We start from the raw sequence: 15,208 nt of genomic DNA, 5'->3' as shown, positions 1-15,208 counted from the left end.
CCGTTAGACGTCGGCCGGTCGCTTCGGTTCATGCTCCAATTAAATGGCGACAACCGCAACGGAACATGGTCTGTTAGGCATTGAAACTTCAGGAGCACGGCTGCCCCATGGATTACTTCGGACCGCACCTCTTCGGTTACCTGATCGCCCTGATCCACACCCTGGGTTCGATCGCCGCCATTCACGCGGTGCTGACCGTGCGCACCGCGCAGGGCTCGATCGCCTGGGCGCTGTCGCTGATCTTCATTCCCTACCTGACGCTCATCCCGTACCTGGTCTTCGGCCGCAGCACCTTCGACGGCTACATCAAGGCGCGGCGCCAGGCCAACGAGCAGATGCGCCAGGCGATCTCCGAACTCAACTGGCGCCCCTGGGTGGAAGAAGCCCTGACGGCCCGCGCCTCCAGCGCCTACGCGTCATTGCGCGCCATGCCCAGGCTGGGACGGATGCCGTGCCTGGCCAACAATGAGGTGCAACTGCTGGTGAACGGCCCTGCCACGTTCAAGGCCCTGTTCAACGCCATCAGCCAGGCCAAGGAAGCGGTGCTGATCCAGTTCTTCATCATCCACGACGATCAGCTCGGCCTGCGCCTGCGCGACCTTTTGCTGAAGAAGGCCGCCGAAGGCGTCGCGGTGCATTTGCTCTACGACCGCATCGGCAGCCATGCCCTGCCCCACAGCTACGTGCAGGCCCTGCGCGACGGCGGCGTCGAGGTGCAGGCGTTCGCCACCCGCAGCGGCTGGCTCAACCGCTTTCAAGTGAACTTCCGCAACCACCGCAAAATCGTCGTGGTGGACGGCATGACCGGTTTTGTCGGCGGCCACAATGTCGGCGACGAGTACATGGGCGAGAAGCCGCCGCTCGCGCCCTGGCGCGACACCCATGTCCAGGTGCGCGGCCCGGTGGTGGCCTGCATGCAGGAGTCGTTCGCCGAGGACTGGTTCTGGGCCGCGCGCGCCCTGCCGCCGATGATCCTGCCGGATGCCTATCCGGAGGACGGCGTGCTCTGCCAGTTGCTCGCCAGCGGCCCGGCCGACCCCTACGAGACCTGCTCGCTGTTCTTCGTCGAAGCGATCCACGCCGCCACCGAGCGGGTGTGGATCACCAGCCCCTATTTCATTCCCGACGAAGCGGTGTTCGCGGCATTGCGCCTGGCGGTTCTGCGCGGGGTCGATGTGCGGTTGCTGCTGCCGTCGCGCCCGGATCACCGCATCGTCTACGCCGCCTCCAGCCTCTACGCGTTCGAAGCCGTGCGCGCCGGCGTCCGGGTGTTTCGCTACAAGCCCGGGTTCCTGCATCAGAAAGTGGTGTTGATCGACGACGAAATCAGCGCCATCGGCAGCGCCAACCTGGACAACCGCTCTTTCCGGCTCAACTTCGAAGTGATGCTGCTGACCGTGGACGGCGAATTCGCCGCCCGCGTGGAACAGATGCTCGACGACGACTTCGCCCAGGCCAACGAGATCGCCAAAGACGAAAGCCGGGAGATCCACCGCCTGCAACAGGTCGGCATGCGGATCGCCCGGCTCATTTCGCCGATTCTCTAAGGCTTATGGGTTGTAGATGTCGTCCCGGGTCCACGGCAGTTCATGGCTGCCGTCGGGGTGGGCCTTCACGGCGAGGATCTGGTGCAGGTTGATCCAGCCGTGGGCAAAGGCGTAGGCGCACCCGGCCAGGTACAGGCGCCAGATCCGCAGCGCCTGCTCCGGCACCAGTTTGGCGGCGGTCTCCAGGTTGTCCTCCAGGCGTTCGCTCCAGTGATCCAGCGTGCGCGCGTAATGCAGGCGCAGGCTTTCGACGTCGACGATCTCCAGGCCGGCTTCGCTGATCTCGGCGGAAATCATCGCCAGGTGCGGCAGCTCGCCGTTGGGGAACACGTACTTCTCGATGAAGTCCCCGGCGCCGCGCCCCACCGGACGGCCGTCGGTGTGTTTGGCGGTGATGCCGTGGTTCATCACCAGGCCACCCTCCTTCACTGCACCGAACAGGGTCTTGCAGTATTCGGCGAGGTTGGCGTGGCCCACATGCTCGAACATGCCGACGCTGACCACTTTGTCGAAACGACCGTCCTGCGGCAGGTCGCGGTAGTCGAGCAGTTGCAGCTCGATCTGGTCTTCCAGGCCTTCGGCCTTGACCCGCTCGCGGGCCAGCGCCAGTTGTTCCTTGCTCAACGTGATGCCGAACACCTTCGCGCCGAACTCGCGGGCGGCGTACCGCGCCAGCCCGCCCCAGCCGCAGCCGACGTCCAGCAGGTAGTCGCCGGGCTGCAGGCGCAGCTTGCGGCACAGGTGGCGGAACTTGGCCTGTTGGGCCTGTTCCAGGGTTTCGCTGCCGGTCTCGAAATAGGCGCAGGAATACGCCATGTCGCTGTCCAGCCACAGCTGGTAGAACGCGTTGGACAGGTCGTAGTGATAGGAAATGGCCTTGGCGTCGGTTTCCTTGTCATGGAGCGAGCGCACCGGCTGACTGCTTTCGTCTTCATCGAGCAGCGCATTGCTCAGCTCGTCGCAGACCCGGATGACCTCGCTGATCGAACCTTCCAGTTCAAGCTTGCCCTCGACGAACGCCGCCCCCAGCGCGTCCAGGCTTGGATGGGTGAACTGGGTCACCACCTGCGGGTCCTTGACCACGATGGTGACGCTGGGCGTCGGCCCGAGATTGAATTCATGGCCGTCCCAGAGCCGCAGGCGAAGCGGTAGCTGCAGTTTCTGTAAGGCCGGTGGAAGTTGCGCGAGCATGGAATATCCCCCTGGTTTCAGACGTCTGATCTGAGGGTAGACCATCCTTGAAAAATAGCAGGCTATCGATTTAATAGCCGTTCGCTATGAGCCTCAGAAGCGGCTACAGCACCGTTATCCTTGCATCGGTGCGCCTGTTCTGAAGACTTCAGGCCAAGCGCACCGTTCAAAAAATGATCAGTCTTCCTTGATCTTCAACAGAGGCTCCTGGAACCGCAGCAGACGTCCGGCATTGCCCAGCACCAGCAAGGTGCTGAGGTTGTGCAGCAACGCCGCGATCATGGCCCCGGCGGCGCCGAGCCAGCCGAACGCGGCGAACACGACGATGGCCAGCGTCCAGCCCAGGCCGATGATCACGTTCACCTGCAACGTCCGCCGGCACTGGCGGCTCAGCCGCACGCAGGTGCCCAGGCGCCGCAGGTCGCTGCCGATCAGCACGATGTCGGCCGAGGCCAGCGCGATGTCGGCGCCTCCCGCCCCCATCGCCACACCGACCACCCCGGCCTTGAGCGCCAGCGAATCATTGATGCCGTCGCCCACCACCATCGGCCGGAAGCCGCTGTCGATCTCCCTCAGCACCCGGTTGAGCTTGTCCTCCGGCAACGCCTGGGCTTCGACTTCATGCAGGCCGACATCCCGGGCCAACGCGTGCGCGACACTGTGGCGGTCGCCGGTCAGCAGCAATTGCCGGCCCAGGCCCAGGTCGCGCAACTCACCCAAGGCCAGCCGCGCTTCCGGCTTGACGCTGTCGGCGAGCAGCAGCCAGGCGAGGAATTCGCCGTTCAGGGCCAGTCCGGCGATCGAGCCGTCATGTTCCGGCACGGCGGTGGTGACGATGCCCAACTGCGAGAACAGCTCCGGGCGGCCCAACGCCGCCTCGCCCTGCGTCGTCATGGCGACGACGCCCAGCCCTTGCCGCTCATGGATGTCGGTCAGCGCCAGGTCACTGTCCGGCTCGGCCAGACCGGCCAATGCACGGCTGACCGGATGGCTGCTGGCCGCACCGAGCGCTGCCGCCAGCGCGATCACCGTGCCGTGTTCGACGCGCGGGCTGTTGACCGACTGCAAGCGCAAGGTGCCGAACGTCAGGGTGCCGGTCTTGTCCACCACCAGCGACGTGAGATCGGCCAGCTCCTCAAGGAACGCCGAGCTGCGGATCAGGATCCCGTGCCGCGCCGCCACCGCCACGCCGGCGATTGCCGTGGCCGGCGCCGACAGCACCAAGGCGCACGGGCAAGCCGCCACCAGCACCGCGAGCATCGCTTGCGCATCGTGGGTGATGAACCAGGTCACCGCCGCCAGCAACAACACCAGCACCATGTAGCTGCCGGCATAGCGCTCCAGCAGACGGGTGATCGGCGGCTTCGAGCGTTCGGCGTTCTGCATCAGGCCGATGACCTTGCCGAGGGTCGACTCATCGCCGGTGCGGGTCACCTCGATGCGCAGCAGGCCGTCGAGGTTGATTGCGCCGCCGAACACCTCCATGCCGGCGCCCGCCTCCACCGGCACCGACTCGCCGGTGATCGACGCCGTATCGAGGCTGGCCTGGCCGAACAGCACCCGACCGTCCGCCGGCACCCGGTCTCCCGCACGGACTTCGACTTTGTCGCCGGCCTTGAGCGTGCCGTTGTCGACTTCGATGACCGAACCGTCGGCCTGCAGCTTGCGCGCATGGCTGCGGGTCAGTTGGCCCAGCGCATGAATCGCTTCCTGGGAGCCGATCACGCTGCGCTCCTCCAGCACATGGCCGAAGATCATGATGATCGGCAGCAGCGCCGCCGTGAGCAGGTCTCCGGTGGCCCAGGCACCGAGCATGGCCAGCGCGATCAATTGGTCGGTGATGCCGTGCAGGCTCGGGTAGCGCAGGCTGAACCACGCCGAACGCATGACCGGCACCGCGACCAGGACCGACGCGACGCCCAGCAGCAACTGGCTGACGCCGGTCTGCTCCGGCATCAGCCAGCGCCAGATCAGCCCCAGCCCGAGCAGGCCGAGGGCGAGCATCGCCAAGGTCAACTGGCGCGCGGCCCGACGCTGTTCGGCCGAGGACAACAGGCTCGGCGCAGGAGTGGTGCTTGCGGTCATTTGCTGGCTCCCTGAATGATCAGGCGGGCATCGTCCTTCGGATCCACCGTGGTGACTGAACCGGCCTGGCCAAGGATCTTCGGAATGCGTTCGCGGTACAGACGCAGCAGCATCTGCGGGTCGGCGCCTTGTTGCCGGGCCTTGGCCAGGCTCAAGACCGTCGCCGTGTCGGCCGTGGCCTTGGCGAGCCGTTCACCGGATTGCGCATGGGCCACCTGCAACGTGCGGTCGGCTTGTTCGTTGGCGGTCTGGGTGAGTTTCTCCGCTTCGGTGCGGGCGTTGGCCACGGCTTTGTCGGCCTGCTGGCTGGCGGTCAGCACCGCATTGAACGCACTCACCGCCGGCGCCGGCAGACTCGATTGCACATCCACCCGCGCCACCTCGATGCCGATCCCCTGCCCGCTGGCCTGCAATTCGGCCAGGCGCCGGTTGATGCCCTGCACCAGATCGCCGCGCAGCCGTTCGCGGCGTTCGGCGGCTTGGTTGTCGGCACCGATCAGTTCCGGCCGGGCCACCAGAATCGTGTCCAGGTCCCGGGCCGCCGTCAGGGCCACCGCACTGCGGGTCACCAGGCGATCCAGCGCGGGCAGCACATGATCACCTTGAAGCACGTACGCATAAGGGTCGGTCACTTTGTAAAACACCCGGACATCCAGCTGCACGACGCCAGCATCCCCGGTGAGCAAATAGCCGGAACCAGCCAGCGCATCGCTCAAGGGTGTGGCGAATGTCGCCACGCGGTCCGCCTGCAAGGCTGCGTCGCTGCGCAGCAGGTTGTCGACCCGACGCTCGATCACCCGGTCCGCCGCCGGCAGCAACACCACTTGCTCAAAGGGTTCGGGCCAGGCCAACAGCAAACCGGCATTCTGAATCCGCTCCAACGCACCGAAATGCAGAACCACCGCGCGGTTCTGCGGATCGATCTGCCGCACATTGGAGAATGCCCAGGCCAGCGCCGCCAGCACCGTCACGGCGTACAGCGCAAAGAACGCCAGGCGTCCGGCCTGGATCCAGGGGCTGTTCAGCGAATGTGTTCCACGTGGAACTTCACTCATGGCTGCGATCCGCTTTTGCTGTCGAGTGTCGGCGGGCCGTCCACCAAGGCCCGGAACGGCGCGGCGTCAGTACGCAAAATCAGCTTGGTGTCGGGCGTGACGAGGGTGCCCAGGGTGTCCAGCGAACGCAGCAGGTTGTACAGCTGCGGCGAACCGGCATAGGCGCGCCCGTAGATCTGCGCCGCTTCGACCCGGGACTGCGCTTCGATCTCTGCCGCCTTCACCGTGGCGTCGGCCTGCACGATGCGGGCATCGCGTTCGGCGGCGGAGCGGATCTGCGCTGCCTCGCGCTTGCCGATGGCCGTGCGTTCGGTGGCGATGGTTTCACGCTCGGCGCGCATCCGGTCGACGGTGGCCGTGAGCGTCACCGACGGCAGGGTCAACCGCTCAATGCCGACCTGCACCACCCGCACGCCGTAGGTGGCGAGCAATTGCTGATCGATCTGCTGGCGCAACTGCGCCTCGAAATCGGCGATGCGCACCTGACCGGCATCGGTGTTCACCAGACTCGCCAGATCGAAGCTGCTGGCGGTGGTCTCCAGCGCCGAGCCGACAAACGTGCGGATCTGCCGCGCGGCTTCATCCGGTTGGTTCTGCACCGCACGCATGAAGCGTTGCACATTGTCCGGATCGCCCTGCACCTGCCACGCCACATACGCCTGCACGATGATGCGCAGGCCGTCGCGGGTGCCGACGTCCTGCAAGCCGCTGGACGTGGTGCGCAGACGCAGGTCCACCGGGATCGCCGCTTCGAACGGCGCCGGCCAGCGCCAGCTCAGCCCTGGGGCAAGCAGTACCCTGGACGGGTTGCCGAAGCGGGTGATCACCGTCGCCTCCCCGGAGCGCACCTGCACCAGGCTCGCCGCCGCGACGGCGAACGCCACCAGCAACGCTGCCCAGCCCATGCGCCGCCAAGGGAACGGCCCGGCCTCTTCCGGCTCGCCGTGGTGATGGTGATGATGGCCGTGATGATGGTGATGCCCGCCATGAGCATGACCGTGGCCGCTGTGATCGGAATGATCGTGAGTGTGCGACTGGCTCAATGGGTGACTCCTGGTTGAGCGGAATTGCGTGCCGGCGCGGGATCGGCCGGCAGCGTGAAGGTACGCAGGTCGATGGTCGGCGCATTGCCGTTACCGCCCAGACGGTGATCGAGCACCAGCAACCGGGCCTTGCTCAGGCCTTGGCTAAGCTGGCTGAGGTACTGTTCCAGCACGAATGCCTGACCGGCGCTGGCGTAGGCCTTTTGTTCGGCCGAGAACTTCAGGTCCGCCGCCCGCGCCGCCGCTTCCGTTTCGCGGGCGTTGGCGGTGGCTTGATCCCCGGCGAGGCTGGCCTGCAGCTGCGCCTGGTTACTGGCCTCGGCCGCCGCGCCGCGCTCGCGGGCGATCAACGCCTGCGCACCGATCTGCGCCGCCTGCACGCCGTGGTAGGCATTGGCCGCACCGGCCGGCGGATGAATGGCCTCGACCACCGTGGCGAGGATTTCCACGCCGCTGTCGAGCTTCCGCAGATCACCCTGCACTGCCCGGCCGATCTCCTCGGCGAGCCCCGTCCGGTCTTGCCCGAGCAATCCGTCGAGGGTGCGCGAGGCAAAGTCGTGCACCAGAATCCGGCTGGCCGTGCTGCGGATCAGAGTCGGCACATCGGCGCTGTTGTAGGTTGCGGCCAATGCGGCTTCATCGCTCAAACCGATCCGATAGACAAAACGCACGTCCATGTTGACGATCTGGAAGCTCTGCTGCCCGCCACGGCTGCTGGCGATCACCTGGGATTTGTCGGCGACGTGGCTGGCGTCCCACAACCGGTTGGCCGTCATGGGCGGCGGACCTTCGGCAGGCTCCGGCTGAACCGGCGCGGGGTTTTCGCCGACGCTGGTGGCCAGTTCATGCACGACGCCGTTCTCGACGCTCAGCACCCGCCCCAACGGCCAGGGCAGCCCGGCGTGCAGACCGGGGCCGAACACCTGCACCGGTTTGCCGAAACGCTCGTAGATCCCACGGCCTTGCAGCGGGATTTCGTGGAGGCCGGTCAGCAGCCACCCCACCGCCGCGACCAGCGCCAGGACAGGCACAAGGGCCCGGCGCATGTAACTGAAGGCCCAGATCTGGCGCAGGTCGATGCCGAACCGGTTGTGCAGCTCATGCTGCAGGGCCAGCAGCGGCCGTGGCGGCCACCGCAAGAGATCGGCCACGACACTGCGCGCCAGCAGGGTCGGTTCGAGTGTTTCCCGGCGCGGACTGAACAGCGCCAGCACCGCACGCAACAGCAGCTCCAGCGCCACCAGGCCCGGCAGAATGCCGATCAGCACGGCGACGCGCACCGGCCACACCGCGCTGTCGCCGGCGAACAGCAGGCACAGCGCAGCCAACACCAGACTGATGATCGCCACACGCGTCAATTGCGCCAGCGTTCCCGCCTCCGGCCATTGCGCCTCAGACTCCTGGGCCAGCTGCCGTTCCAGCACCAGCAGTCCGAACGCCAGCAGCAGCGCCAGCGCGGCGCCGACCGTCGCAGCCAGGCCCACCGCGGCGGCCGGCAACGCCAGGTTCCACACCGCGTCGATGCTCGACAGCGCCGCCAGCGCCCAACCTCCCAGCCACAAGGTGGGCTCGCCGATCTGCCCGAGCAGGTGCAGGCCGCGCCGGCTCAACCGGTCGAGCAACCGCTCGTACCAACCGTCCGGCGCAGGGTGTTCTGGCTCCGCCACGACCGGTGCGTCAGGACTGATCACCCGCGTCCGCCAGCGGCTCACCCACCACGCCGACTGCAATCCGGCAACCAGCACCAACAGCGCAGCGCTCAGATTGACCAGCAACGCCGGCCACAACGATTGCGGCGCAAACAACCCGACAAAGAACGCCAGCACCCACCCTGCCCCGGCCAGCGCGCCCAACCCGACGGCCAACCGGCGCACGCGGCGTCCTTGGGCCGCGGCCTGCTGAAAGCGCGGCAATCCGGTCACCTGCGTGCCATCCACCTCCAGATCGACTTGCATATCCCCCCAAAACCTTTGGCTATCGGCACATATCGTTACGATATAACAAATGCCGTGAAATATTCGTACACAAATCCACTATCTAAAGACGACCGACCTGTCGCTTGCCTGAAGCCTTGACCGAAATGTCCGCGAACGCACATATTACGTTCGTAATTTTTAGTGCGGGCTACTTTTACCGATCCGCATCCTTCAACCAGGAGCAAGCGCATGAGCAACTATGACGTGGTGATTCTGGGCGGCGGCCCCGGCGGCTACAACGCGGCGATCCGCGCCGGCCAGCTCGGCCTCAAGGCCGCCTGCGTGGAAGGTCGCGCCACCCTCGGCGGCACCTGCCTGAACGTCGGCTGCATGCCGTCCAAGGCGTTGCTGCATGCCTCGGAACTGTACGAAGCGGCCCTGGGGCCGGAATTCGCCAACCTCGGCATCGAGGTCAAGCCGTCGCTCAACCTCGCGCAGATGATGAAGCAGAAGGACGAAAGCGTCGCCGGCCTGACCAAAGGCATCGAGTTCCTGTTCCGCAAGAACAAGGTCGACTGGATCAAGGGCTGGGGCCATATCGACGGCCCCGGCAAGGTCAGCGTGACCGGCGACCAGGGCAGCCGCATCGAGCTCACCGCCAAGGACATCGTCATCGCCACCGGCTCCGAGCCCACGCCCCTGCCCGGCGTGGAGATCGACAACCAGCGCATCCTCGACTCCACCGGCGCGCTGTCGCTCGGCGAAGTGCCCAAGCACCTGGTGGTGATCGGCGCCGGGGTGATCGGCCTGGAGCTGGGCTCGGTCTGGCGCCGGCTCGGGGCGCAAGTGACGGTGGTCGAATACCTGGATCGCATCTGCCCCGGTGTCGACGGCGAAGCCGGCAAGGCCTTGCAGCGCTCGCTGGCCAAGCAGGGGATCGCCTTCAGGCTGAGCTCGAAAGTCACCAGCGCCACGTCCACCGCCAACGGCGTGCAACTGAGCGTCGAGCCCGCCGCCGGCGGCGCCGCCGAGCTATTGGAAGCCGACTATGTGCTGGTCGCCATCGGCCGCCGGCCGTACACCCGCGGGCTGGGCCTTGAGAACGTCGGCCTGGGCACCGACAAGCGCGGCATGCTCGCCAACGACCGCCACCGCACCGAGGCCGCCGGGGTGTGGGTGATCGGCGACGTCACGTCCGGGCCGATGCTCGCGCACAAGGCCGAAGACGAAGCCATGGCCTGCATCGAGCGGATCGCCGGCAAGGCGGCCGAGGTCAACTACGACCTGATCCCCAACGTCATCTACACCCGGCCGGAGCTGGCCAGCGTCGGCAAGACCGAAGAGCAGCTCAAGGCCGAAGGCCGGGCCTACAAGGTCGGCAAGTTCCCGTTCACCGCCAACAGCCGGGCCAAGATCAACCACGAGACCGAAGGTTTCGCCAAGGTCATCGCCGACGAGCGCACGGACGAAGTGCTGGGCGTGCACCTGGTCGGCCCGAGCGTCAGCGAGATGATCGGCGAATACTGCGTGGCCATGGAGTTCAGCGCCTCGGCCGAGGACATCGCCCTGACCTGCCACCCGCATCCGACCCGCTCGGAGGCGCTGCGCCAGGCCGCGATGGATGTGGAGGGGATGGCGACCCAGATGTAGGCCGCCGGCAGACAGACCGCTATCGCGAGCAGGCTCGCTCCCACAGAGATTGCTGCATTCCCTGTGGGAGCGAGCCTGCTCGCGATGGGCTCAACCCGGCCTCAATCCGGAAGGTGCCCCAACGGCAACGCCCCCGGCGTCTTCACCGTGTTGATCGCAAAGTTGCTGCGGATGTCGCTCACCCCCGGCAACTTCAGCAGGCAATCGGTGAGAAACCGGTCATAGGCCCGCAGGTCCGGCACCACCACCTGCAACAGGAAGTCCGACTCGCCGGACACCAGAAACGCCGAAATCACCTCCGGCAGCGCCGTCACCGCCGCCCGGAACGCTTCGGCCCGTTCGTCGTTGTGCCGCTCCACCTTGACCCCGACGAACACGGTCAGCCCCAGCCCCACTTCATCGCGATCCAGGTTGGCCTGGTAGCCGCGGATCACCCCCGCCTCCTCCAGCATCCGCACCCGACGCAGGCACGGCGACGCCGACAGCCCGATCTCGTCGGCCAACTGCACGTTGCTCAGGCGTCCGTCGCGTTGCAGCGCGGCGAGGATCTTGCGGTCGAAGGCGTCCAGTTTCATGGTTGGCAGATCCTGATGGTCTATGCGCAAAAAGAAAGCAGGTTATGCCAATCACAAGCGCATTTGAAGCGAACTACGCAACCACCTGCCCTGCCCTTCGGCCCTAGACTGAGCCGACCGAATCGACAACGAAAGGGGTGCGGCGTGGCGAGTCTCTGGCTGTTTTTCCTGGCATTGGCGGTGGTCTACCTGCTGCCCGGCCCGGACATGATCCTCCTGCTGCAGACCGGCGCCCGTCAGGGTCGCGGCGCGGCGCTGGCCACTGCCGTCGGGCTGGCGGTGGCAAGGGGCTGCCATGTGGCGCTGGCGGGGTTGGGGCTGGCGGCGCTGTTCAAGGCCGCGCCGTGGACGTTCGACGTGGTGCGCCTGGCCGGGGCGGCTTACCTGCTGTGGCTCGGCGTCCAGTGCCTGCGCAGCACGTTGCTGCCGGACCTGAACGCTGCGCCGCTGCCGGACGCGAAGGCGCAGTGGCGCGAAGCGGTGCGCCGCGGCCTGCTGACCAACCTGCTCAACCCCAAGGCGCTGCTGTTCTGTTCGGTGCTGCTGCCGCAGTTCATCGTCGCCGACGGTGCGCCGGTGCTCACCCAGTTCGCCGTGCTCGGTGCCCTGCTGGTGGGCGCAGGGCTGCTGTTCGACAGCGCCTACGCCCTGGCCGGCGCCGCCCTGGGCCGCTGGCTGCACAACAGCCCGTCGGCCCAGCGCCTGCAACAGTGGCTGTTCGGCAGCCTGTTGATCGGCTTCGCCGTGCGCCTGACGTTCGTCCAGCAGGCCTAGGCTTTGCGCCGGCGGCGGTTGATCAGCAGCAGCGCAATGCCGGCAAACGCCACGACCGCGCCGATCTGCACCGGCCACTTGTAAGGGCGCAGCGTCGAGCGCACGGCGTCGGTGACCTGGGTCACGTAGCGCTTGTCGGCGTTCTCGAAGTCCGGATACGGGCACTGGTGGCCGAAGTCCACCGCCCACGGCACGTAAGGGCCTTCCTTCACATAGCGCTGGTACAGCCCGCGCTGATCCTCTTCGCTGCTGTTCCAGCCGGCCGCCGAGCACAGCACGGCGGCGAACGCCTGGCTGGTGTGCGGCAGGTTGTCGGCCGCGCGGTTGGCCAGCGCGGTGGCGACGAACCGGTAGTGGTAACGCACGTCGGGCTGCGCCTCGCTGGCCTTCTGGCGCTGCACTTCGGCGTCGGCCACCAGCGGGCCGACTTTCAGTTCGGCGGTTTCCAGGCTGTAGTTGCCGCCGAACGTCGCGTAGTCCGGCGCCATCTCGTAGCCGAGGATGTCCATGCCCCATTCCCGGGCGGTCCAGGCGGCGTTGAACAGCGCGGCGGCGCGTTTGGTCGGCCACCACGCCGCATCGGCGTTCAGCCGTTGCTGGCCGTACAACCGGGCCTTGTTCTGCAGGTCGGGGTTGTCGAAGTAGCCGACCGCCTCTTCGTAGCGGCCTTCGCGCAGCAAGCGCCGGCCCAGCAGGTTGCGCAGGTTCGCCGCCACCGACAGCGGCACGTAGTTGTCGCGGTCCTGCTGGCTCAGCACCGGCGGCGCCGGCACTTTCTCATCGACGTAGCGCTTGAGCTCATCGAGCGTCAGCACCCGCTCGGCCACGGTGGCGGCGTCGAACCAGTAAATGTCCTGGCTCTGGTACAAGCGGTCGAAGGCTTGCAGGTAATCGCCGCGCTGCAGGTCGAGGATCGCGCTTTCGCCGTCCACCCGGCACTTGGGCCGCAGGGTTTCGAAGGCCCAGTCCGGCGTGCGCCGCTCGCCCCACGATTCGTCCTTAGGGAAGGCCTGGGCGGCCTTGGCGTAGGCCGCTGCGGCGGCGTTGGCGTCGCCGTCGCGCACCGCCAGTTTCGCCCGCAGCCACCAGGCCAGCCCGCCGTCCCCGGCGTGTTCGAGAAGCGCCTTGGCGGTGGCGTAGTCGCCCTGCTGATAGTTCATCGCCGCCAGGCGGTCGGCGTTGTCCAGGCTGCCGCGGGTGCTGTCCTGCAGCAGTTTGATCAGTGCCTTCTCGCGTTCCGGCTGCTCGCCGAACGACCAGCCGATCCGGCTGATCAGCGAGGCCGTGACCAGTTGCTGCACCGCTTTGCCCCGCAGCAGCTTGGCCAGTTGATCCTCAGGCAGCGCCACCAGGTCGTTCACCAGCAGTTTCAGCGAAGACGCCCCCACCGCCGAGCCATGCTGGTTCTGCGCCGCGTACAGTTCGATGGCGCCGTTCCAGTCCCCGGCGGTGCGCAGCACCCGGGCCTCTTCGCCGAGGCTGGCCACGCCCAGCTCCAGCGGGTCGCTGAAGCCGTCGATGTTCAATTGGCGGGTCTGGCGGAACGCGGCGAGCGCCTGCTCCAGCGGGTCGAGGGCGTCGTCCGCCTGCCCGCTCATGGCGTACAGGGAACGGCCCAGGGAGTACGCCGCCCACGTGCTGCGCAACGGACGCTGATCCGCCGGCAGCGCCAGCACCTGTCTGAAGTAGTCGGCGGCCAGCGGGTAATCGGCGGCGGCGAACGCCACGGCGCCGGCCACGTACAGGCGCACCTCGGCGGGAAGGTCGGCCCCCTGCTCATAGGCCTGGCGGGCATCGCCGAGGCTGCGCAAGCGCTTGACCTGCGCCTGCGCAGCTTCGCTCAGGTCCGCTTGCTCGGCCTGCTCGCGCTCGTCGACGTATTCGCCGGGCTCGCCGTACGCGTCCGGGTTATGGGTGGCCACCGTCGTGAGCTTGAGCCCGTCGATGGCTTTGCCCAGACGGCTGATCTCGAAGTTGAAGTTGCCCTCCGGCAGCTCCGCCAGCGATTGCCCGCGGTTGTCGAGCAGGCGCATCGGGAAGTCCGGGCCGCAGGCCAGCGCCGTGCCCAGCGGCAGGCTGAGGCTCAGGCAGAGCAGGTGGCGGGGCCAGTTACGGGTCAACATGCGAACCTCCTTGATCAATGTTTGCGCAACGCGCCCAACCGACGGCGCGCTGACCGCCCGCCGGCAGCCGGCCGTCGCGCAGGCGGGTGAAGGTAAGCAGATCCGGCGTTTGTTGCAACGAGTAACCGGCCAGGGCGTCGGCGCCGACGCAACCCCGGGCCTTGACCGTCAGCCGCGCGGGCCAAGGGCTGTCGAGATTGCCCCGGTTGGCGAGGCCGATGTCGTAGAGCCCATCCTGCGCCGCGAAGCTCACGCCGAGGCGGCTCGACAAGGGTTCGCCGCGGGCGACGGCACGCAACGTGGTCAGGCTCCAGGCCCGGCGGTCGTTGGCCAGCGGCAGGCGGAACCAGATCAGGCCGGCCAGGTGGGCCGGGCGGTCTTCGCGCAGTCCGCTGGCCAGGCGGCTCAAGGCCTGTGGATCGGCAAGCAGTTCGCGGCGTTCGCCGCGCCGCGGGATAGAGACCTCGCTCTCCACCTCAGGCGCTCCGCCGCTGTCCGGCAACAGCGCCACGCCGTAGGCCGGCAGCGCCAGGTAGAACGGCTTGTCGCTGACCCGTCCCCAGGCGTCCGCCCAGCGCCGCGCCTGCTGCGCATCGAACAGGCCCCGGCGCGGATCGCTGACCGCATGCACCTGCAGCACGCTGCTGTCGACCGCCGCCAGCAGCGCCGGCAACTGCGGGCTGTCCAGCCACGCCGGCAGCGCGGTGATGCTCAGCGGCAACGAGGGCGGCAGCGCCGAGCGCAGATGGGCGAGGAATTCGGCATAGGCCGGCAGCCGTGCGCTGCCGGCATCGTGGTCGATCTCAACGCCGGCCAACGTCAGCCCTTGCCCCCGCCAGTCGTCGAGCACCTGAAGGATCTGCGCCGTGGCTTGCGCAAGGTCCAGGGACTTGAGCTGGCCGTCGAGCCGGATCACCGCGATCAGCGGCCGGCCGTCCTGGCGGAGCAGCCCCGGATCGATCCGCGCCCGGCTCCATCCCGCCTGCGGAAACGCCTGCAACGCCAGCACCCGCACCGTCGAAAAGTCAGCGCGGCTGTCGCGCAGCGCGGCTTCGTGGGCAGGCGTCCATTGGCGCTGCCAGATATAGAGTTGCTGGTCGAGGGGCGGCGCCGGCGTCCGCTCGCAGGCCGTGAGCCAAGAGGCGATGGCCAGCACCGCCGACAGCCCGATGATAAACCGCATTGCTTGCGACTCCCTGGCCACGCAAAGCGCCAAGGGTACACAAAACCTTCGGGAGCGACCGACATC

General features: G+C 67.3%; 11 protein-coding genes. 3 read left to right on the top strand and 8 right to left on the bottom strand.

Features of this window, described 5'->3' with window-relative positions; genetic code table 11:
* Positions 1-107 precede the first annotated feature (107 nt).
* The gene (gene cls / locus ACIP0B_RS06735; RefSeq protein WP_400830683.1) at positions 108-1,547 is read left to right on the top strand and encodes a cardiolipin synthase; all 1,440 of its coding nucleotides are present in this window, start codon (positions 108-110) and stop codon (positions 1,545-1,547) included.
* Between the two features lie 3 nt (positions 1,548-1,550).
* On the opposite strand, the gene cfaB is transcribed toward cls, so the two are convergent.
* From cfaB to ACIP0B_RS06710, 5 genes are all read right to left on the bottom strand, one after another.
* On the bottom strand, positions 1,551-2,738 hold the full coding sequence (gene cfaB, locus ACIP0B_RS06730; protein WP_400830682.1) for a C17 cyclopropane fatty acid synthase CfaB: 1,188 nt from the start codon (positions 2,736-2,738) through the stop codon (positions 1,551-1,553).
* Between the two features lie 177 nt (positions 2,739-2,915).
* A complete protein-coding gene (locus ACIP0B_RS06725) occupies positions 2,916-4,823 on the bottom strand; it encodes a heavy metal translocating P-type ATPase (protein ID WP_400830680.1) in 1,908 nt (635 codons plus the stop codon).
* Positions 4,820-5,878, bottom strand: coding sequence for a protease modulator HflK (hflK, locus tag ACIP0B_RS06720; RefSeq protein WP_400830679.1), 1,059 nt, complete (start codon positions 5,876-5,878; stop codon positions 4,820-4,822). Before hflK ends, ACIP0B_RS06725 begins: the two co-directional genes overlap by 4 nt.
* Positions 5,875-6,921: a protease modulator HflC gene (gene hflC / locus ACIP0B_RS06715; protein WP_400830677.1), complete on the bottom strand. Its 1,047-nt coding sequence runs from the start codon at positions 6,919-6,921 to the stop codon at positions 5,875-5,877. The genes hflK and hflC overlap by 4 nt, the downstream gene beginning before the upstream one ends.
* On the bottom strand, positions 6,918-8,876 hold the full coding sequence (locus ACIP0B_RS06710) for an SPFH domain-containing protein (RefSeq protein ID WP_400830675.1): 1,959 nt from the start codon (positions 8,874-8,876) through the stop codon (positions 6,918-6,920). The genes hflC and ACIP0B_RS06710 overlap by 4 nt, the downstream gene beginning before the upstream one ends.
* Before the next feature lie 210 nt (positions 8,877-9,086).
* Between ACIP0B_RS06710 and lpdA the strand changes: the two genes are divergently transcribed.
* Entirely contained in the window at positions 9,087-10,487 is a 1,401-nt protein-coding gene (gene lpdA / locus ACIP0B_RS06705) for a dihydrolipoyl dehydrogenase (RefSeq protein ID WP_400830673.1), read from the top strand.
* 101 nt (positions 10,488-10,588) lie between these two features.
* Here lpdA and ACIP0B_RS06700 read toward each other — a convergent pair whose 3' ends face one another.
* The gene (locus tag ACIP0B_RS06700) at positions 10,589-11,062 is read right to left on the bottom strand and encodes an Lrp/AsnC family transcriptional regulator (RefSeq protein ID WP_400830671.1); all 474 of its coding nucleotides are present in this window, start codon (positions 11,060-11,062) and stop codon (positions 10,589-10,591) included.
* Between the two features lie 144 nt (positions 11,063-11,206).
* Here ACIP0B_RS06700 and ACIP0B_RS06695 point away from each other — a divergent pair, with 144 nt between their 5' ends.
* On the top strand, positions 11,207-11,836 hold the full coding sequence (locus tag ACIP0B_RS06695) for a LysE family translocator (RefSeq protein WP_217894385.1): 630 nt from the start codon (positions 11,207-11,209) through the stop codon (positions 11,834-11,836).
* Here ACIP0B_RS06695 and ACIP0B_RS06690 read toward each other — a convergent pair.
* Together ACIP0B_RS06690 and ACIP0B_RS06685 are read right to left on the bottom strand one after the other, a co-directional pair.
* Positions 11,833-13,959, bottom strand: coding sequence for a hypothetical protein (locus ACIP0B_RS06690; RefSeq protein WP_400830669.1), 2,127 nt, complete (start codon positions 13,957-13,959; stop codon positions 11,833-11,835). The genes ACIP0B_RS06695 and ACIP0B_RS06690 overlap by 4 nt on opposite strands.
* Positions 13,946-15,142: a DUF3142 domain-containing protein gene (locus tag ACIP0B_RS06685; RefSeq protein WP_400830667.1), complete on the bottom strand. Its 1,197-nt coding sequence runs from the start codon at positions 15,140-15,142 to the stop codon at positions 13,946-13,948. The genes ACIP0B_RS06690 and ACIP0B_RS06685 overlap by 14 nt, the downstream gene beginning before the upstream one ends.
* Positions 15,143-15,208: the final 66 nt, after the last annotated feature.

Origin of the sequence: Pseudomonas sp. NPDC089534 (genome assembly GCF_044749305.1) — a bacterium.
Taxonomy (GTDB): Bacteria; Pseudomonadota; Gammaproteobacteria; order Pseudomonadales; family Pseudomonadaceae; genus Aquipseudomonas; species Aquipseudomonas ekonensis.
This window is presented reverse-complemented; position numbering and strand designations above follow the sequence as displayed.